Origin of the sequence: Aquirufa echingensis, from assembly GCF_042714525.1 — a bacterium.
Classification (GTDB): Bacteria; Bacteroidota; Bacteroidia; order Cytophagales; family Spirosomataceae; genus Aquirufa; species Aquirufa echingensis.
The window spans coordinates 54,071-74,793 of record NZ_JBBKYA010000004.1; the positions used below are offsets into that span (position 1 = coordinate 54,071).

Annotated in this window: 10 protein-coding genes and 1 riboswitch; of the genes, 6 read left to right on the plus strand and 4 right to left on the minus strand. The window is 41.2% G+C overall.

Features of this window, described 5'->3' with window-relative positions; all coding sequences use genetic code 11:
• Positions 1–35 precede the first annotated feature (35 nt).
• The gene (locus SKC38_RS08225; RefSeq protein WP_377976655.1) at positions 36–956 is read right to left on the minus strand and encodes a helix-turn-helix domain-containing protein; all 921 of its coding nucleotides are present in this window, start codon (positions 954–956) and stop codon (positions 36–38) included.
• 475 nt (positions 957–1,431) lie between these two features.
• Between SKC38_RS08225 and SKC38_RS08230 the strand changes: the two genes are divergently transcribed.
• From SKC38_RS08230 to SKC38_RS08245, 4 genes are read left to right on the plus strand one after another with little or no spacing between them, the layout of a single operon-like run.
• Complete coding sequence (locus SKC38_RS08230) at positions 1,432–2,130, plus strand: hypothetical protein (RefSeq protein WP_377976656.1); 699 nt, start codon at positions 1,432–1,434, stop codon at positions 2,128–2,130.
• Between the two features lie 52 nt (positions 2,131–2,182).
• On the plus strand, positions 2,183–2,662 hold the full coding sequence (locus SKC38_RS08235) for a T9SS type A sorting domain-containing protein (protein WP_377976657.1): 480 nt from the start codon (positions 2,183–2,185) through the stop codon (positions 2,660–2,662).
• Positions 2,663–2,671: 9 nt separating this feature from the next.
• Positions 2,672–4,390 (plus strand): hypothetical protein, encoded by a 1,719-nt coding sequence (locus SKC38_RS08240; protein WP_377976658.1) that lies wholly within the window; start codon positions 2,672–2,674, stop codon positions 4,388–4,390.
• A gap of 10 nt (positions 4,391–4,400) precedes the next feature.
• On the plus strand, positions 4,401–10,337 hold the full coding sequence (locus SKC38_RS08245; RefSeq protein ID WP_377976659.1) for a LamG-like jellyroll fold domain-containing protein: 5,937 nt from the start codon (positions 4,401–4,403) through the stop codon (positions 10,335–10,337).
• A 188-nt stretch (positions 10,338–10,525) separates the two neighbouring features.
• Here SKC38_RS08245 and fusA read toward each other — a convergent pair whose 3' ends face one another.
• Positions 10,526–12,619: an elongation factor G gene (gene fusA, locus SKC38_RS08250; RefSeq protein ID WP_377976660.1), complete on the minus strand. Its 2,094-nt coding sequence runs from the start codon at positions 12,617–12,619 to the stop codon at positions 10,526–10,528.
• A gap of 134 nt (positions 12,620–12,753) precedes the next feature.
• Between fusA and SKC38_RS08255 the strand changes: the two genes are divergently transcribed.
• Positions 12,754–13,428 carry a ComF family protein gene (locus SKC38_RS08255; protein ID WP_377976661.1) on the plus strand — a complete coding sequence of 225 codons (675 nt, stop codon included), beginning with the start codon at positions 12,754–12,756 and terminating at the stop codon, positions 13,426–13,428.
• A gap of 8 nt (positions 13,429–13,436) precedes the next feature.
• Here SKC38_RS08255 and gldJ read toward each other — a convergent pair whose 3' ends face one another.
• A complete protein-coding gene (gene gldJ / locus SKC38_RS08260) occupies positions 13,437–14,654 on the minus strand; it encodes a gliding motility lipoprotein GldJ (protein WP_377977024.1) in 1,218 nt (405 codons plus the stop codon).
• A 111-nt stretch (positions 14,655–14,765) separates the two neighbouring features.
• The gene (mfd, locus tag SKC38_RS08265; RefSeq protein WP_377976662.1) at positions 14,766–18,095 is read right to left on the minus strand and encodes a transcription-repair coupling factor; all 3,330 of its coding nucleotides are present in this window, start codon (positions 18,093–18,095) and stop codon (positions 14,766–14,768) included.
• Between the two features lie 55 nt (positions 18,096–18,150).
• Positions 18,151–18,245: riboswitch (TPP riboswitch) on the plus strand.
• Between the two features lie 91 nt (positions 18,246–18,336).
• Here mfd and SKC38_RS08270 point away from each other — a divergent pair.
• Positions 18,337–20,709, plus strand: a complete 2,373-nt coding sequence (locus SKC38_RS08270) for a TonB-dependent receptor (protein WP_377976663.1) — start codon at positions 18,337–18,339, stop codon at positions 20,707–20,709.
• Positions 20,710–20,723 lie beyond the last annotated feature (14 nt).

Consider the following 20,723-nt stretch of genomic DNA (forward strand, 5'->3'; position numbering starts at 1 on the left):
GGTAACGCTGCCGGGGTCGCAGACCCCGGCAGCGTTTAGCTTATTTGTTTATTTATCCAATCAATTGGTGTCATTCCTTTTTCATCTTTGAAAGCGATGTAAAATGTTGATTTGTTTTTAAATCCTGATTGCATGGCTATCCCTTCAATAGATAATGATAAATGCGCGTTTTGGGCCAAAAGTTCAATCGCATGTTCAATTCGCAATTGATTTCTTAGCCTAGGAAAGGGAACTTTTAATACCTTATTAAAGAAATATGTAACACGTGCTTGAGGTATATCAAGCGATTTAGATATTTCGTGAATTGAAAGAAGCGGATTTAAATACTGTTGCTCATCTTTCAGGAACGTCATGATTCTTGTAAGATCTTCATCTATTTGGGGAGTCTCGGGTTTATCTATATCACAGTTCTTATCTAAATATTTTGATAAAAATAAATCCCATTTACTCGTTTGGTTAGCATTTACTTGATTTGCATACAACCAATTTGGGAAGAAAAGTATTAATATCGGAGTTAATAGCGTGAAAATTGATAAATATCGTAGAGGTGGGAATGACTTTACTGTAATGACCCCATTCAAAAAATAATTTGAATTTGAATAGACAAAAGTATATACAATTAAGCTAGGTAGATAGGTTAAAAGTGCAATGGTGCCTAAAATTCCCAAAAAATTATTTATTCTTTTTTTAATTATTTTACTCGTAGACTTTCTTGCCTTAATTAAAATGAATATGCAATAAAAAAAGAATACACTATTTATAATTAGAATAGAATATTGAAAGAATTGGATGGGAATCCATCTGCTTGCATGTGCAAAAAAGTCATTGTCTACATCAGTTGCATTCGCTAATCTGAAAAATGCAATTTTCTCTGAAATGGGAATTTGGAAGTAGGGTTGTAACGAAACAATTGACGCCAAAAAGGGTAAAATGAAAACCCAAATCCATCTGTCCACATAGAAATGATTTAGAATTATACTTTTTGTGTAGTAATAAAGTGCGGGTGCCATTAGCAAGGCGAATGGTATGTTATGGATATACAAATAGGCCAATAATTCCGGATCTGTACCACTTTCCAATAGTAAATAGATTAAAGAGCGCTGGCCAATTGAAATGAAAACGTAAACGAATAATATGATTGATTTGTTGTTGTTCCAATGATAAAGGATTAACAAAAAACAAATAATCAGTGTCAAAATAAAGGCAGTATAAATCATAAATTTTTAGAACAGCTAACTATAGGTGCCTTTTGCGCAAAAGGTACATTAAAAGTAGTATAAAAAAAATAATATTAAACCCTAGGCTGTAGGCCTAGTCGTTTAATTAAATTTTTTTTAAACTAATAACAGAGAAATTGAAGGCTGATAGCTCAGCTTAATTACCTTGTTTTGTTTGTGGAATTCGTCAGATCAAACCGGTTCCTTATCTCATATGAAATTGAATTTTCGTTTATTTTTTGTTTTAATATTTATATTGGCTAGCAGGAATGTCTTCGCCCAACAAGTTAAATTGAGTCAAGGGATTGCGATAACTAACTTTGATTACGTTAATTATGATGGGCAATTAATTGAGGGGTTGAAATCAGGCTCAGGTTTATCTTTTCAAGTGTCCTTTCACAAATCAAGTATCGTGGACTCAACTAAATACTTGATTAATCAAAAGCCATTCGATATTTTCTTGGCTCAGCACCGCCGGGTAGCTCATTTATTAAGTTGGGTAAATTATGATCTAGGGATTTCATTTATTCAAATGAATGCAGTGGGAGATATTCAACAAAATGTTTTCTCATATCAAACGGATTTTCTGGGGGTTCAAGGAAAGTTAGGAATTCGTATTCCACTGCCGTTCAAGACATCAGTCAATTTACAAGGGATTGCCAGTGTGAACAAAATTGTTCACGGTAATCAGTTTTTGATAAATCGATACATTGATTTATCTCTTGATCCTCAGTTTTCAGGCGTAAAGCTTATGTTGGGATTTGGAGCTGAGGTTGAGAAGCGATTCTCAGATAAATTGGCAGGTTTTGTAAGTTATCAATATCAGCAAACATTTTTACCTACAACAATGGGGGAATCAACTTTGAATTTTAAACCGAACACGGGTTCCGTCGGGATACGTTTTTTGATCTAGAGATATGCGATTTATCGTCCTATTGATTTTGATGTTTATCCAACTCTGTTGCATGGGTCAATACATTCAATCTGCGACATTGGCTGCAGGAGGGAGTATGGGTGGTAATAATGGGAAATATTACCTTTCTCATGTTGTAAGCCAATCAAGTATAGTAGCTGGTACTGCTAGAAATGGATCCGTTGTAATTCGTCAAGGGTTTAAGCAACCTTTTTCTCGTCGTACAAATCAAACATCTGAATCAGTCTTATTATATTCAGCTGAGCCTAAACCTCAATTCGAAGTTGAAATTTTTCCTAATCCATTTTTCGATCAATTTAATCTTCGTTTTTCTCGTGAATCACGCACTCCCACACGCCTGACACTATACGATGCATCATCAAATTTAATTTGGGAAGGCTTATTTCCTGCTGAAATTACAGAAATTCCACTTCGTGGTTTTACTGAAATGCGTGCTGGGAAATATCTATTACAAATTTTTCAACATGGACAACCGATCACTAAAACAATCATCAAAGAGGGTCAGCCATAAATTAATTGTATGAATAAGATTATTACTTCTATCATTTTGTTTTTTGGTGTAATCTTGACTGTTTATGCTCAAGTACCCCAAAAGTCATTGAACTATCAAGCGGTTATTTTAGATCCTAAAGTAATTGATATTCCAGGCGCTCAAATTTCGGGTCAGGCTCTATCGAAAGGGGCTGTATGTTTGCGTTTTTCAATTTTGGGGAATAGCGGTCAATTGGAATATGAAGAATATCAAAAAACGACGACGGATGAATTTGGATTGGTTAATCTATCCATTGGTGCTGGTCAAACGAACTTGAGTTCGCAAAGTATAAATGGAGCTGCTCAATATGATTCATTCGAAAGTATTGTTTGGAATTCGAAATTAAAAAGTTTACAAGTTGGGGTGAGTTATGATGGCTGTCAAAGTTTTAAGCAAGTCAGTACTCAATCGTTGACCTTTACTCCATATGCACTATATGCAGATGCAGTAGAATATAAAAATGTAATAAATGCTCCTACCAAACTTTCGCAATTCAATAATGATTCTGGGTTTTTGGTTCCGAATGACCTGAATCCGTTGAAAATAGATTTGGCAACCATGAATCAAACTTTTCGGCAGGCAAAACAACAAACGGACTCCACGTTATTGGTCATGAATCAGAGTATTAGTTCTACTGAAAACATGATTACAGAACATACACAATCTATTACAGACATAAATACGTTATTGGAGAACCATCAATTGCAAATTTATGATAACAAAAATCAAATTAATTCTGCCGTAAATAATTTGGGAGGATTACAAAATCAATTAAATCAAACGGTTTCTACGGTAAGTAATCTTTCAGGATCATATGAAGTTTTGCAAAACAAGTCTTCATCTCCTGAATTGGGAGGGGCAAATCCATCAGATATATTATATCCAACGCAGCGAGCTACGAAAACGTATGTTGATAATACAATATATGAAGCTGTTGGTACTGGCGTTCCAAATGCTACAACATTGGCTGCTGGTAAAATTAGATTGGCAGGTGACTTGAGTGGAACCTCTCAATTGCCAACTGTACCTGGGCTTGTGTTGAAAGAGAATGTAAACAACAAGTCGACAAGTGTTCAAGCTGATGGATCTTCAGATGTCAGATATCCATCTGTCAAAGCAGTTAAGGATTATGTTGATCAAGCCACATTGGGTGTTGCTTTGGCGACAACCGTTTCTGGTAAGGCAGATATTGCATCTCCTACATTTACAGGGATTCCAAGTGCTCCAACGGCAGCAGGAGGTACTAACACCACGCAAATTGCTACGACCGCTTTTGTTCAAGGAGCAATTGCCTCAGCGACTGTGAATGATGCAACCGCTAGTTCCAAGGGTATATTACAGTTAACAGGTGATTTGGGAGGTACCGCTGCAAGTCCCTCTGTTAATAAAATTCAAGGAATTTCTGTTAGTGGCATTTCCCCAACTACAGGTCAAGTTTTGACATACAACGGTTCAATTTGGGTGCCTACGAGTCCATCCAGCGTTCGTTCAGTCCGCCAACAAGTTCGTGCGAGTGCTGCACAAACAAGTTTTACGTTGTCTCAGACACCAAGCGCCAATTGCCAAGTATATATGTATATTAACGGAATTCGTACGAATAATGACGCATATAGTTGGTCTGGAACGACCTTAACATATGTTCCTGCAAGTAACAATAATTATACCTTGACATTGAATGATCGGGTTCAATTTGATTTTATGTATTAATCGTAAGTCCATGAATCAATCGATTTTCAAACTCATTTTAATTAGTTTCTTTCTGTTGATTGAAACTTTTCTATATGCCCAAAATACACTCGACAAAATTGGATTAACGAGTAGCACATTGCCCAAGTTAGCTTATTCGCTTCGTCAATTGAGTTCATCTTATAGTGGTCCGCTAGTTCGCGTACATACAGGGACTGCTTATTATGATGTTTATCCGGACGCAAGTTCAGGGCTTATCTCCTTAGATTCCAAAATTTCATTATCCGTTGCAAATAGTTCATCTGCAAGCGCTGCTACGTCAAATTCATTGTCAAGTATTGTGACCAGTGGGGTAACCAATTTGAACGTTGTTATATGGTATGATCAAAGTGGAAACGCCATTGATGTAAAAACATCATCAGTCAATGCCCCCAAATTAATGGAAGGGGGAAATTTCAAGATGTTAAATGGGAAACCAACTATTTATTTTGCTGGTGTAAGTGCGAACTCCGACTTTCTTCGATCCTCGACGACAATGAATTTTGCAACATTTAGTTCGGCTACTTATAGTATTGTAGTTCAAAATGTGGCAAGTACTTACAGTATTTCAGGAATTGTAAACACGGGTTCAGGAGGTGCTTGGGGATTCGCTTATTCTACCGTATCACCTTACGGTTATTATGTGGATGGGTCTGGTTGTATGAATGCCACGACGGGAGAACTTAGTACAAGTCCTAAATTTTTCACGGCAATAACTAATCAAAACGTTAGTTCATACATTTATGAGAATGGATATCTAAAAGCTTCTAAGACAACGAGCAATTGTAATTTTACTCCTACAACATCCTATGTTACTATCGGTCAACGTGATGGTGGAACGAGAAAGTTTGACGGGAATATGTCTGAAATCATACTTTTCCCAAAGAGTATTTCCACTTCCGAACAAAATACAATTGAAACAAGCCAAAGGGATACATATTTTGCCCCCTCTGTCAGTATTAGCTCGACAGCAAGTAACAATACCATTTGCGCGGGTACATCCGTGACTTTTACTGCTACTACGTTCAATGCAACGAATCCTACATTTCAATGGAAGAAAAATGGAGCGATTATACCGGGAGAGACGGCTACAACCTATACAACGACAAATTTAGCAAACAATGATGTAATTACGGTCGAGATGTATCATGATGCAGCAAATTTGACCTCGAATTTAGTTAGTGATGCAAGTTTATTGCTCAAATTGGATGCTACTGACCCTACAAGTTATTCTGGAACAGGTACAACATGGTCAGATTTAAGTGGACTGAACAATCATGCTACGTTAAATAGTCATCAATCATTTGATGCAAGCGGAAGCATTCAATTTGATGGGACGAATAATCCCGTGGTGATGCCATTGGTTACCAACGCCATTTCAAATGTAACGATGCAATGTTGGGTATATTTGGATGCGAATACCGTTGGGCCATTCATGAAAAATGGAATTTCAGGGGGGTATTCATTTGGTACTGGGCCTGGCGGAAACAGTTTTGGTCTAGGAAATAAGGCAACAATGTTACTAAATGCTGTAGCTTGGCAACCTTTAGCTATTACGATGGGATACGGTTGGAAGCTTGTCACCATGACAATTTCAGGGACTACAGAATCCTTGTATGTGAATGATGTACTTATAGGCTCACGCACCGGAACGCCTTCTGTCCCTGCAACTGGAACATATTTGGGTACAACGGTTAATGATAATTCTGGTTCAAATTATTTTAATAGTAAAATGGCTGGAGCCTTTATGTACGGGAAAGCCCTGACAGCCGCAGAAATTGCACAAAATTATACAACGGGTCGCTTTAAGTTAAGTCCTTTAACCGCTGTTTCAAATTCCCTTACGATGAGGGTTAATGGGAATGCTAGTGCAAGCTTAAGTTCTATTACAGGAAGTGATGCCCAAACAAGCTGTATCAATTCAGCCATTACTTCGATTACCTATACGACATCTGGGGCAACAGCCGCCACTTTTAGTGGATTGCCTACCGGAGTGACTGGTTCATTTGCTTCAAACACGATAACAATTTCAGGAACGCCCAGTGTTTCTGGTACTTTTGGATACACAGTTAGTCTGACATCTTCTTGTGGTAGCCCCGTTTCCTTGACGGGTACTTTGATTGTTAAAGCGGTTAATTCCGTAACGCTATTATCAAGTGCTGGAACAACGAGTCAGACGGTGTGTGTGTCATCGGCGATAAGTCCCATTCGGTATATAAGCACGGGTGCTACGGGGGCGAGTTTTTCTGGATTTCCGACGGGAGTAACCGGTGTTTGGTCAAACGATACTTTATTAATTTCTGGAACTCCGAGTCAATCCGGGACATTTAATTATACGGTTACCTTAACAGGGGGGTGCGGATTGCGAACGACTACGGGAACGATTATTGCAAATGCGAGCAATTCTGGAACCTTGACATCTGCAGTTGGATCAAATGCCCAAACTATTTGTGTGAATTCAGCTATCTCTTCCATTAGCTATTCGACAGTTGGTGCAACAGGTGCTACTTTTAGCGGCTTACCTGCGGGTGTAACGGGGAGTTGGAGTGCTAATGTTGTCAGTATTTCAGGGACACCAACCATCGCTGGGAATTACAGTTATACTGTTACTTTAACTGGAGGTTGTGGAACAAGTACGTTGACAGGGACGATACAAGTAACTCAAAATACGATCAGTTTAAGTTCTGCAGCAGGAACAGATGCACAAAGCCTTTGTAATAATTCAGCTTTGACAAACATCAGCTATGCAACGGTAGGCGCAACAGGTGCTACTTTTAGTGGCTTACCATCAGGAGTTTCAGGTTCATGGGCTGGGAATGTTGTGACAATTAGCGGAACGCCAACCTCGATTGGGACATTTAATTATACCGTTTCATTGACAGGTGGTTGTGGAGTGGTTAGTGTTTCGGGTACGATTACTGTACTGAGCTCGAGTGTTTCAATTGTTTCCACTGCGCCTGCCAACTTAATCTGCTATGGCACTCCGGTTACCTTTACGGCCTCGGTAACAAACCCAGGGACTGGTGGAGCATTTCAGTGGTATAAGAATGGTTTGGCGATTACAGGAGAAACGTCAAGCGTTTTTTCATCATCAACATTAGTAAATAGCGATGCGATTTATGTGAGTTATTCTTCGTCATGTACAAGTGGTGGAAGTTTAATAACCAATGGCTTAATCCAACAATTGGATGCATCAAACTCTGCAAGTTATTCCGGTACAGGCTCCACTTGGTATGATGTCAGCGGCAATGGTAATCATGGAACCTTAAATTCTGCTGTTTTTACGAATTCAGGAGGAGTTAAGTATTTTGCTCTCTCGGGGACTTATATTTCGGCACCTTTGACAAAGACAAATTCAATGACATTTTCTACTTGGGCTAAATCCAGCAATCCAGGGAGTACAATGTTGTTTAATGCGGGTTTAGCAGGTTCAGGCCCTGATGTGTTTCTCTATAATGGGCGAATCTTTTGGAACACCTGGGATTCGGAAAATAATCCTTTTGTTGGAGCCACCGTTGCCATGATCAATGCTGATTTTCATCAATATACTGTTGTGGTGGATGCGGTAGCGAACAATGCTAAATTGTATTTTGATGGCGTCTTGAAAGGGACATCCGTTTACAAGTCGCCTACGCTTTCCAGTCCTACAGCATTGTATATCGGAGGTGCAGGACCTGGTGATGGCTGGAATTGGCCTGGAGGATTCCGGAATTTTTTATCTTACAATCGAGCCTTAAGTTCCACGGAGGTTTTAGCCAATTATAATTCGACAATTGTAGGTGGGGGAGGTATTAATTCCAATACCATAACTACAACTGTTTCGAAACTCACATTAACGTCTGCCGCAGGAACGGATGTCCAAAGCAAATGTATATCTACCAGTATTACCAATATTGTTTACACCGCAACGGGGGCTACTGGAGCAACTGTTAGTGGTCTGCCTTCCGGGGTGAATTGGGCTTGGTCGAATGGTGTCATTACGATTTCGGGAAGTCCTACAGTGGTTGGAACATTTAACTATTCGATTGAATTAACAGGAGGATGTGATGGCCTTGTTCGTCAAACAGGGAGCATCACGGTTAATCCCAATAATACGATTGCATTAAGTTCTGCTTCTGGAACGAATAACCAAAGTCTTTGCTTAAATACGGCATTGACTAATATCACCTATGCAACGACTTCTGCAACGGGAGCAAGCTTTAGTGGTTTGCCTACTGGCGTGACGGGAAGTTGGACCAATAATGTCGTAACGATTAGTGGAACCCCAACGGTATCGGGAACCTTTACCTATACGATCACCTTAACGGGAGGTTGTGGAGTAATTACCGCCTCAGGTACTTTGGTTGTCAATCCGAATAATACCATTTCATTGAGTTCGGGAGCAGGAACAAATGCACAGTCAGTATGTATTAACGCTGCAATCACGAATATAAGTTATACGACAACAGGTGCTACCAGTGCGAGTGTAACAGGTTTGCCATTAGGCGTAACAGGTATTTGGTCAAACAATGTGGTTACGATTAGTGGCACGCCTACTATTGCCGGTAATTACACGTATACAGTTAGTTTGTCAGGAGGTTGCGGAACCACATCTTTATCAGGGACGATTTTGGTCAAAGCAGTTAACACAATTACGTTAAGCTCTGCAGTGAATACGGATGCCCAAAGTATTTGTAAAAATGCCAATTTGACGGCGATCAGTTATGTAACAGCAGGAGCAACAGGAGCTAGTTTTTCTGGTTTGCCGGCGGGTATAAGTGGTGCGTATGCGGCGAATGTGGTGACCATCAGTGGAATACCAACAGCAGTTGGGGTTTTCCCTTACACCGTAACCGTAACGGGAGGTTGCGGGGTAGTTACAGCAACAGGAACAATAAGTGTAATTGATTTACCAACCATCAATGTGGCTGTTTCTGGAAATAATTGTGCGGAAAAATCGGTCATGACTGCAACCAGTGGTTTCTTGTCTTATACCTGGTATAAGGATAATGTTGTTGTGAATGGAGCTACGGCTAATGTCTATTCACCAACTGCTCGGGGCAATTTTAAAGTACTTGTTTCAGATGGTTCTTGCAGTAATACTTCTTCCACGATTACGATCTATGAATGCGCATTAACGGCAGAGGGAAATATTGTACCTACGACTTCAGCTCTTTTAGTAAATACGTCTGGAGGGATGAATAATGGAACTGGGGTGACGGATGAAGGAAAGTCTTTGAATATCACAGCTACAACGACCATAGATGTCATTGAAACGGCAGCGAGCGGGGCAACCTTGGTCTTGAACTTAGATGCGCGTAATGTGAATTCCTTGGCTCGGACGGCAACGCCAGGAACTTGGTATGATTTGTCGGGGAATCAAAACAATGCAACAATTTACGGAACTGTAGCTTACGGAGCAGGGAATGGAGGGGCTTTAAATTTCCCTGGTGGCAATGCCAATTATGTACAAGCGAAAAGTGGGGTCTATTTTACTGGAGGGTCATTTACGATTCAAAGTTGGGTTTACCCGATGCAACTTTACAATTGGAACCGAATTATCGATTTTGGTAATGGGGCAGGCTCGAATAATATTTTGTTATCGAACACCTATGGCACGAGTGGTAATCCTGGATTTTATGTTGAGGGTGCACAGTTTCAGTCTTCGAGAACTTTAACTTTGAATGCATGGCACCATGTTTGTGCGACCTTTGATACGAATACACGCATTGCAACAATCTATGTAGATGGACAGCCAGCGGGTACTTCTGTTGTTCCTCGCCCTGTGAATATTGTCAGAAACAATTGCTATATCGGTCGGTCAAATTGGGGTTTTGGAGATCCAAATTTTGCTGGAGGGATGGGGGCTTTGCAGATTTATAATGGGTTCTTAACTTCGACTGAAATTCTAAGTAATTACAATAGCACGAAAGGACTTTACGGTTTATAAGTTCTTGGGATTGAATTACAAGGTAATGATGGGGCATCAAATTGTCAGTTTCTAGAGACAAATTGCCCATAGGCTTTATGTAGCTTTGGGCGGTAACGCTGCCGGGTTCTGCGTCCCAGTCAGCGTTTACTCTGCACAAAAAAAAGCCCGAACTGTGAAGTTCGGGCTTTTACTATTTTCAAAGAATCTTACAATCCTTTTGCTTTCTTAACTACTTCGTCAGCAATGTTTTGCGGAACGAATTCGTAATGAGAGAACGTTAAAGAAGCTGTTGCACGTCCTGAAGACATCGTACGTAAATCTGTTACGTAACCGAATAATTCAGAAAGAGGTACATCAGCCTTCAAGATAACAGCGCCTTGACGAGAATCCATACCCTTCATGATACCACGACGACGGTTTAAGTCACCTGTGATAGGTCCAGTGTATTCGTCTGGAGTAACTACGTCAACAGCCATGATAGGCTCCATTAACTTAGCACCTGCTTGTTTCGCTGATTCTTTGTAACCCATACGAGCTGCTAATTCAAATGATAATGAATCTGAATCGACATCATGGTATGAACCGTGGAATAAACGAACTTTCATTGAATCCATTGGGTATCCAGCCAAAGCACCTGTTTTCATTGCTTCTTCGAATCCTTTTTGAACCGCTGGGATGAATTCACGTGGAATAACACCACCTACGATGTTGTTAACGAATTCTAAACCTGGTTTGTCATCTTCTCTTGGTCCGATTTCAAATACGATATCAGCAAACTTACCACGACCACCTGATTGTTTCTTGTAAACCTCACGGTGTTCTGTCGTCTTAGTTAATGACTCTTTGTAAGCTACTTGTGGAGCACCTTGGTTAACCTCTACTTTGAACTCACGACGCATACGGTCGATGATGATCTCTAAGTGAAGCTCACCCATACCTTTGATGATCGTTTGACCAGTCTCTTCGTTTGACTCAACTTGTAAAGTTGGATCTTCTTCGATCAATTTCGTGATCGCTTTTGAGAAGTTATCTGCATCAGCCGTTTTCTTAGGCTCGATTGCATAACCGATAACTGGCTCTGGGAAGTCCATTGCTTCTAAGATGATTGGGTGTTTCTCATCAGAAAGGGTATCACCCGTTTTGATGTCTTTGAAACCTACTACCGCACCAATATCACCAGCACCTAAACGCTCGATTGAGTTCTGCTTGTTCGCGTGCATTTGGAAGATACGAGAGATACGCTCCTTATTTCCTGAACGGTTGTTCAATACATAAGAACCTGAATCCAATCCACCTGAATAAGCACGGATGAAACATAAACGACCTACGTAAGGGTCAGTTGCAATTTTAAATGCCAAAGCCGCGAATGGCTCAGACTCACTTGGCTTACGCAAAATTTCTTCGCCCGTATCTGGATGAGTTCCTTTTACACCTTCTTTGTCCATTGGAGAAGGCAAGATAGCCATTACATAATCCAACATTGTTTGAACACCTTTGTTTTTGAAAGATGAACCACAAAGCATTGGAACGATTTTCATAGAGATCGTAGCAGCACGTAATGCAGCTAAGATTTCATCTTCTGAGATAGATGCTGGATCTTCGAAATATTTCTCCATCAACGTCTCATCAAACTCAGCTACCGCTTCTAATAATTTCTCACGGTATTCAGTTGCTTCCTCCAACATATCATCTGGGATAGGTACCTCAGTGAATGTCATTCCCTTATCTGCCTCGTTCCATTTGATACCACGGAAGTTAACCAAGTCAACTACCCCTTCAAATCCTTCTTCAGCTCCGATAGGCAATTGCAATGGCACCGCGTAGCTACCCAACATTTCTTTCACTTGCTTACACACGTTTAAGAAATCAGCACCAGAACGGTCCATTTTGTTAACGAAACCAATACGTGCTACGTTGTAGTTGTTCGCCAAACGCCAGTTAGTTTCTGATTGTGGCTCTACACCGTCTACGGCAGAGAATAAAAATACTAGACCATCTAATACACGTAAAGAACGGTTTACCTCTACTGTAAAGTCAACGTGACCTGGAGTATCGATAATGTTGATGTGGTAATCTTGATCGCGGTATTTCCAACCTACTGTTGTTGCTGCAGAAGTAATCGTGATACCACGTTCCTGCTCTTGCTCCATCCAGTCCATTGTTGCCGCACCATCGTGTACCTCACCAATTTTGTGGGAAACCCCTGCGTAATACAGGATACGTTCCGTGGTTGTGGTTTTACCCGCATCAATGTGCGCAGCAATACCGATGTTTCTAGTGAATTTTAAATCGCGTGCCATTTTAAAAGGTTAATTATGAAATGATTTTTTAATCCGTTTGCTAATTATCAAATACTTGGACAATGTTTTGTCTAGGTACTCGTTTAGGGGTGCAAAATTACTGAAACTTAATTAAATACAAAAATATTTTACAGATGTTTAATGCCTTTTTACAATTGCTTTACCCAAAGCTCTGTTTCGCTTGCGAAGACCCCCTTTTTGAGTCGGAAGATTTTATATGCACCTATTGCCGAATCTCCTTAGCGCGAGTCGATTATGCGGATAATTCACCCTGGTGGCTACGTGCGAAGTTTGATGGTTTATTTACTTATTCAGAGGTTCAAACCTTTTTTATCTTTGCCGCCGGCGGACGCGTACAGCACCTCATGCACGCAATCAAGTACAAAGGAGCCCAAGACTTAGGGAAGTTCTTAGGATTTTGGGCAGGTCAATCATTGAAAAAGTCCCATTTTTTCCAAGAAGTTGATTGTGTCATCCCCATTCCTTTGCATGCCAAAAGGCTTCGCGAAAGAACCTATAACCAAGCGGAATGTATCGGAAATGGCCTCGCCTCGGGATTGCAAATTCCCATACTCCCACTTGGTCTACAGAAATCCCTGCAATCCCATTCACTCATCGGACAGGATCGTTCTCACCGATTTGAATTATTGAAAGATTCATTTGAGGTACTTGCTGATGTACGAGGCAAGCATATTTTGATCGTGGATGATACCTTGACCACCGGCGCAACGTTATTAGCCGCCGCAGAAAAAATAAAGGCTGCCGGTGCAAAGGAGGTTTCCTTTTTCACACTAGCAGCCTTGAAATAAGCTTCTTATTATTTGTTTGTGCCCGCAGAAATCATCGCACAACGGAATCCAATCGTTGCCGTTGCAGAATCCTCATCCAAGAAACGACGTGAGCCTGGAGCTAACCAATATGCCACATCCGCCCAAGAACCGCCTTTGTATACACGAACTTTGTTCGTAATCAACGATTGATTGTTTTTGCTATCGTAACGTGACTCTTTATCTTCTTTGTCATTCCGACGAACCGGGTTCAAATCATTAAAGTCTTGGAAAGATAATGGACGATACAAATCTTGCACCCACTCATTTACGTTTCCTGCCATTTGGTATAAACCGAAATCATTAGGCGCATATTTGTAAATCTCTGCCGTAATAATCGCTCCGTCATTCGACTTACCAGCGATACCTGCATAGTCACCACGTCCACGCTTGAAGTTGGCAAGCATCGTTCCACGACCTTTTCCAGATGACTCACGCAACGATGGCCCATCCCAAGGATAGATACGTTGGTTTACTTGATTCTCATCTTGTTGTTGCGTACCGATCATCGCCTTCGCAGCATATTCCCACTCCGCTTCCGTAGGTAGGCGGTAAGATGGTAAAACACGTCCTGATTCGATTGTCAAACGGGCATTGGTATTCGTACGAGGTGCTGCTGCTGTTGTAGCTGCTCCTGCCGCAGATTTCTTAGGTAATTTGATTTTGGATGCAGGCGCTGCAGCTAAATTATTATTAACTGCTGCCGTTCTCCAGATGCAATAATCTGTCGCTTGTTTCCAAGAAACACCTACAACAGGATACATACGGAAACCTGGGAAACGTAAATATTGTTCTACGTATGGGTCATTAAAGGCCAAATCATTGCGCCAAACAGTCGTATCAGGCAATGCTGATTCGTAAAAATCTTGTGTCGAATCCTTCTTGACAGCACTCAAATATTCCAAATAATGTACGTTGGCAATCTCCGTCTCATCCATGTAAAAGGATTGAACAGACACCGTACGCTCGATATTATCATGTAAGCCCAAAACATCTTCTTCCAAAGAACCCATTGTAAAGCGGCCTCCTTCAATGAAAACTAAGTTGGGGCCTGTTAATTGTCCTGTGAATTTTTTGTCTACCTGAAAACCATTTTTGGTATTGTAGGCTAATCCGGTTGTTGTTGAAACATTACCGATATTGACACTGTTGGGCTTAGAGCCACTTGCAAGTCCACCTTTCAAGCCACCTGGGCAAGAAGTCAACATGAATAAGCTAGCACAAAGGCCTAGTACGTTTAATAATTTAGCAATCATCTATATGCTCTTTCGTCAGAATTTGAAAAACAAAGGTATAAAAATCAACTTAATCCTGCTATGCTAACCCAAAATATCCACCAAAATTGTGTTTAATTCTGGTATGGTGCTTATTCTGTCCACTTGTAAAATCATTTTTCCAGATTTTTCTCGAAGCTGGCATTGGCCTTTTTTGCTATTAACAAATTGGATTACCTTCAGTACAAGCTCCTGCGGAATCTCTTGAGAAACGAAATACAATTTCAATATATTGCTCTTCAAGGTGATTTTTTCCACCCGCAATACTTGCGCCTTCCAGCGGCAACGTACTAAGTCAATCATGTCTTGTACTTCTACAGGCATTTTACCAAAACGATCTTCCATCTCCGTGATGAATCCAGTCAAACTCGTTTCATCATCGATCTCATCCAGGCGCGTATACAAGCCTAAACGTTCAGAAATACTTGAGACATATTCCTCGGGAATTAAAACACGCAAATCGGTTTCAATTTGGCAATCGACCTTCAAGGCCTCTGCTATTTCACTTAAATCCGTTTCAAATAATGCCTTAAATTCATTCTCCTTCAACTCCTGAACTGCCTCATCCAAAATTTTGTGGTACATGTCATATCCCAAATCGTTGATAAAGCCCGATTGCTCTGCACCTAATAAATTCCCCGCTCCCCGAATATCCAAATCGCGCATCGCAACCTTAATCCCATCGCCCAAATCCGAAAATTCTTCCAATGCACTTAATCGCTTACGCGCATCGCTGGTTAATGCGGAAAGGGATGGCGTTACCAAATAACAGTAGGCCTTCTTGTTGGATCGCCCAACCCGACCACGCATTTGGTGTAAATCAGATAAGCCAAAATGATTCGCATTGATGATGAAAATCGTATTGGCATTCGGAATATCTAAGCCGGACTCGATGATGTTGGTAGCCACAAGGACGTCGTAATTCCCCTCGATGAAATCCATCATGATTTTTTCGAGTTTGTCTCCTTCCATTTGGCCATGCGCTACACCAATCTTCGCATCAGGCACTAATCGTAAAATACGATTGGCTGTACTTTCTAATTCGTTGATGCGGTTATGAACGACAAAAACTTGTCCGCCACGTGCCAGCTCATCCCGAACACCATCGCGCAATAATTCATCGGTCATAACGACCAATTTCGTTTCGACCGGTTGACGATTCGGTGGAGGTGTTGCAATAATAGATAAATCACGCGCCCCCATCAATGAGAAATGTAAGGTACGCGGAATTGGAGTGGCGGTTAGCGTCAATACATCCACATCCACGCGCATTTCTTTTAAACGATCTTTGACCTTCACCCCAAATTTCTGCTCCTCGTCGATGATCATCAAGCCTAGATTCTTGAAATGTACATCTTTGTTGACTAATCGGTGGGTGCCGATTAATATATCCGTTTGCCCATTGGCAACGCGTTCAAGGGTTTCCTTGATTTGTTTCGTAGACTTAAATCGGTTTACGTATTCAACCTTACATGGGAATGCCGCCAATCGATCATGAAAAGTTCGGTAATGTTGCATCGCCAAAACCGTCGTAGGTACTAATACAGCCACCTGCTTTGAGTCCGCCACAGCCTTGAAAGCCGCCCGAATAGCAATTTCGGTTTTGCCGAATCCCACATCACCACAGACCAATCGATCCATTGGGTGCGGTTTTTCCATATCAGCCTTGACATCTGCCGTTGCTTTGGCCTGATCGGGGGTATCTTCGTATAAGAAGGAAGATTCCAATTCGGCTTGTAAATAGGTATCAGGCGAAAAGGCAAAACCGGGTGCATTTTTGCGTTTGGCATACAAGGAAATCAGTTCCTTGGCGATGTCTTTGACTTGTTTTTTAACGCGGGATTTTTTGTTTTCCCATTCGGGTGTCCCCAGTTTTGACATGGTCGGTGGGGCGCCTTCCTTGCCAGCGTATTTGGAAATTTTATGTAATGAATGAATGGAAACCGACAATACATCGTCGTCTCGGTAAATCAGTCGGATGACTTCTTGTTCGCCATTCGAGGTCTCAATCAAATTTAACCCAGCAAATCGGCCGATTCCATAATCCACGTGCGTGACGAAATCACCTACTTGAAGGCTTCGCAATTCCTTTAATGTAAGCGCTTTGCTTTTGGAGAACTTATTTTTCTCTTTGGAGCGATGAAAGCGGTCGAATAATTGATGGTCAGGATAAAAGGCGATGTTTGTTTGCTCGTCGATGAAACCTTCCCGCAAGGAAATCTGCAAGGGTTTAAACTGAATGCTCGTGTTGATTTCATTGAAAATCACATCGAGTCGTTCTAGTTGTCGTGGCGATTCCGAGCAAATGATGTTTTGAAAACCAGCTGTTTGATTGTCTAATAGGGTATTTGCCAAACGTTCGAAATCTTTTTGGAAAACACCAGGGTTTTTAGACGGATAAACGATGGCCTGGCTATTTTTCAGGTGTGTGCGTTTGCCAAACTCCACGCAACTGAATTGTTGCAAGGATTTTTTAATGCTTTTATTCGTTTCCCAGCGCTCTTCGGGCTTATTCAGTACATTGATATCAGAACTGCTATTGGCCAAATAAGCGGCCTCGCCCTTTTCAAAATTTGTCTCAATGGCATCGATGAGCATGCTAAAATCCTTCAGCCAAATGCGTGTCGTTGCAGGTAAAAACGTAAAAAAGGATTCGCGAGTTTCTTGAACTAATTTGGTTTGAACGTCCGGAATGAGGTGCATGGCCGAAACGGATTGTATCGACAATTGCGTTTCTGGATGAAAAGTTCGGATGCTATCTACTTCATCTCCGAAGAAATCCAGTCGATAAGGGTACTCTGCTGCGTACGAAAATACATCCAAAATACCTCCGCGAACGGAATATTGTCCCGCTTCGTAGACGAAGTCGGTGCGTTCAAAATCATATTCATTGAGCGTTTCAGCCACAAAATTGCGATCGATTTTATCACCAACCCGAATGGAAAGCGTGTTTTTAACCAATGATTTTCGGTTGATTACTTTTTCTGTCATCGCTTCGGGATAGCTGACGATGATTAAGGCTTGACCACTGTAATTGCTCAGTACATTGAGGACTTCCGCCCGCATGAGTACATTCGCATTGTCGACCTCTTCCCATTCATAAGGTCTTTTATGCGACATGGGAAATAGGATGACGGCCGCTTCACCCAATAAGGATTGTAGGTCGTTTAGGATATATTGTGCCTCTTCTTTGGCTTCACAAATGACCAGAAAGGGATTGTTTTCTTTCAGTAATGAGGCAATGAGTACGGTATCCAAGGCGCCGCAAAGTCCTTTGATGTAGGTGTTTTGCGGTTCCGGACGATGGATTTGTTCTGCAATGTGTTGAACAATTCCGTCATTTTTGTACAAGGAAAGAAACTCTTTGACAATCATAAAATTATGAACAGGCGAATGGCTTGCAAAGGTAGAAAAATTTGTAACTTTGTGCATCCACAAAAAGGGGTGCCTCTAAAAAAGGCTGAGATTATACCCATTGAACCTGATACGGGTAATGCCGTCGAAGGGATTTTGTCGAGTTTTTAGCGCTGAAAACTCGGAAAAAATCAAAGTAATAAGGGTTATTGTTAAATCATACAGGATTTGACTCCTTTACCTGTTGTTAAACTTTTCAAAAATGAAAAAGCTAACGACGCTGTTTTTTTTATTCATTACGCATGTGTTATTCGGCCAAAGAGTCGAAGGGATCGTTATCGATCAAGAGATGAATGCACCTTTATGGGGGGCTTCGGTACGTGTTCAAGGTAGCCAACGGGGTGTTTTGACTGATTCAAAAGGTCAATTTTCGCTTTCAGGTATTAACAATGCCACGAAACTTACCATTTCGTTTGTGGGCTATCAAGCTCAGGAAGTTTCTGTTTCGAATGCTGCTCGGATTCTACTTCAGCGTTCGAGTTATTTACAGGACGAGGTAATCGTGAAGGCTACTCGGGCGGATGAAAATTCTGCCATGGCCTATTCGAACGTATCAGCACAAGATCTGAAGAAAAATAATTTAGGCCAAGATATGCCTATGTTACTTAATTTTACCCCATCGGTCGTGACGACTTCGGACGCGGGTGCGGGTGTCGGTTACACGGGTATTCGAATTCGGGGTAGTGATGCGACGCGTGTCAATGTCACAATCAATGGAATTCCTGTGAATGATTCTGAATCGCAAGGTACTTATTGGGTCAATATGCCTGATTTTGCTTCGTCGGTTAATTCGGTGCAGATTCAGCGCGGGGTGGGTACATCCACCAATGGAGCAGGGGCTTTTGGCGGATCGGTTAATATGCAAACGAATACCTTTGAAGAGAAGGCTTATGCCGATATAAATGCTTCGGGCGGATCATTTGGAACCTTGAAAACAACCCTAAAAGTTGGGACTGGTTTGATGAATGGTAAATTCACCGTAGATGGGCGTTTGTCACGAATTGTGTCAGACGGTTATATCGATCGTGCATCTTCAAATCTGCAATCGGCTTATTTATCTGCGGCTTATTTTGCCAAAAACTCCTTCATTCGTATCAATTATTTTACGGGACGGGAGAAAACGTTTCAGTCTTGGTATGGCACGCCAGAATCTCGTGTGACGGGTTCGGTTGCTGATATGCAGGCCTATATTGATCGGAATTATTTGTCCACTGCCGAAGCAAATAATTTGCTTACAAGCGGACGAACTTATAATTATTACACCTACGCAAATCAGACGGATAATTATTCCCAAGATCATTTACAGTTGTTGACGAATCATCGTTTATCGCCCAACTGGGATTTGGATTGGAATTTTCATTATACCTATGGTCGCGGTTATTATGAGGAGTTTAAGCCTTCAGCAGATTTAAGTGCCTATGGTATTGCCGACAAACCTTCAGTCGATGTAGTTCGCCAAAAATGGCTCGACAATGATTTTTATGGCTCGACATTTGCCTTAAAATATGAAGGTTTACAGCGTTTAAAATTGACGTTTGGCGGTGCTTGGAATCGCTATGTGGGTCGGCATTATGGCTTATTGATTCAACCGCTTGCTTATGCGGGTCACGAATGGTACCGCAGTCGGTCGCAAAAAACGGATTTGAATTTATATGCCAAAGCGAATTGGGCGATTGCAACTTCATGGAATGCTTATTTGGATTTGCAATACCGAACGGTAGGGCATAAGATGGCTGGGATTGCGGATAAAATGCAAGACATAAGCCAGATTTGGTCCTATCAATTCGTAAATCCTAAAATTGGTATTACGCATCAGATTTCATCGAATGCGAAGGTTTATGCTTCGTATGCACTCGGAAGTAAGGAGCCAAGCCGACAAGATTTTGTCGATAATCCAGGAACGACGCCACGTGCGGAATTTTTGCGGGATTTGGAAGTAGGTTATCAAGCTGGCCGTGCGAAGGTTTCCTATCAGTTGAACGCTTATTTTATGAATTATACGGACCAATTGGTGCTAACTGGTGCGGTAAATTCAGTAGGAGAAGCAATTCGTACGAATGCCCCATCGAGTTACCGTTTAGGTTTAGAGGCTTCTGTGAATGTACAATTGGCGGCTAACCTGACTTGGCAGGCCAATGCGACAATTTCTCGGAATCGTATACAAGATTTTACAGAAAAACTCGTTGAATATGCGGATTACAGCATTGTGTCTATTAAACATGGAGAGACGGATATTGCCTATTCGCCATCGGTAATTGGTGGAAGTACATTGACTTATACGCAAGGTAAATTGGAAGCGTCGTTATTGAGCAAGTATGTGGGGCAGCAATATTTGGATAATACATCCAATGCTGCACGTGCTTTGCCAGCTTATTTCACACAAGATGTTCGCTTGGGATATGGACTGACGAAAAAGATTCGAGCGACGATGTTATTGAATAATGTATTGAATGCGATGTATTCCTCGAATGGCTATACGTTCAGTTATTTATATGACGGCGCATTAACAACAGAGAATTTTCATTACCCACAAGCGGGTTTTAATTTCTTGTTGGGATTATCAATTAGGTTGTAGTGTACAAAAAAAGG

Excerpts from the sequence above, each read along its gene's own strand:
- SKC38_RS08230 (WP_377976656.1), top strand. The coding sequence starts at position 1,432 with ATGAAATTGAATTTTCGTTTATTTTTTGTTTTAATATTTATATTGGCT.
- SKC38_RS08235 (WP_377976657.1), top strand. The coding sequence starts at position 2,183 with ATGGGTCAATACATTCAATCTGCGACATTGGCTGCAGGAGGGAGTATG.
- SKC38_RS08240 (WP_377976658.1), top strand. The coding sequence starts at position 2,672 with ATGAATAAGATTATTACTTCTATCATTTTGTTTTTTGGTGTAATCTTG.
- SKC38_RS08245 (WP_377976659.1), top strand. The coding sequence starts at position 4,401 with ATGAATCAATCGATTTTCAAACTCATTTTAATTAGTTTCTTTCTGTTG.
- fusA (WP_377976660.1), bottom strand. The coding sequence starts at position 12,619 with ATGGCACGCGATTTAAAATTCACTAGAAACATCGGTATTGCTGCGCAC.
- SKC38_RS08255 (WP_377976661.1), top strand. The coding sequence starts at position 12,754 with ATGTTTAATGCCTTTTTACAATTGCTTTACCCAAAGCTCTGTTTCGCT.
- gldJ (WP_377977024.1), bottom strand. The coding sequence starts at position 14,654 with ATGTTGACTTCTTGCCCAGGTGGCTTGAAAGGTGGACTTGCAAGTGGC.
- mfd (WP_377976662.1), bottom strand. The coding sequence starts at position 18,095 with ATGATTGTCAAAGAGTTTCTTTCCTTGTACAAAAATGACGGAATTGTT.
- SKC38_RS08270 (WP_377976663.1), top strand. The coding sequence starts at position 18,337 with ATGAAAAAGCTAACGACGCTGTTTTTTTTATTCATTACGCATGTGTTA.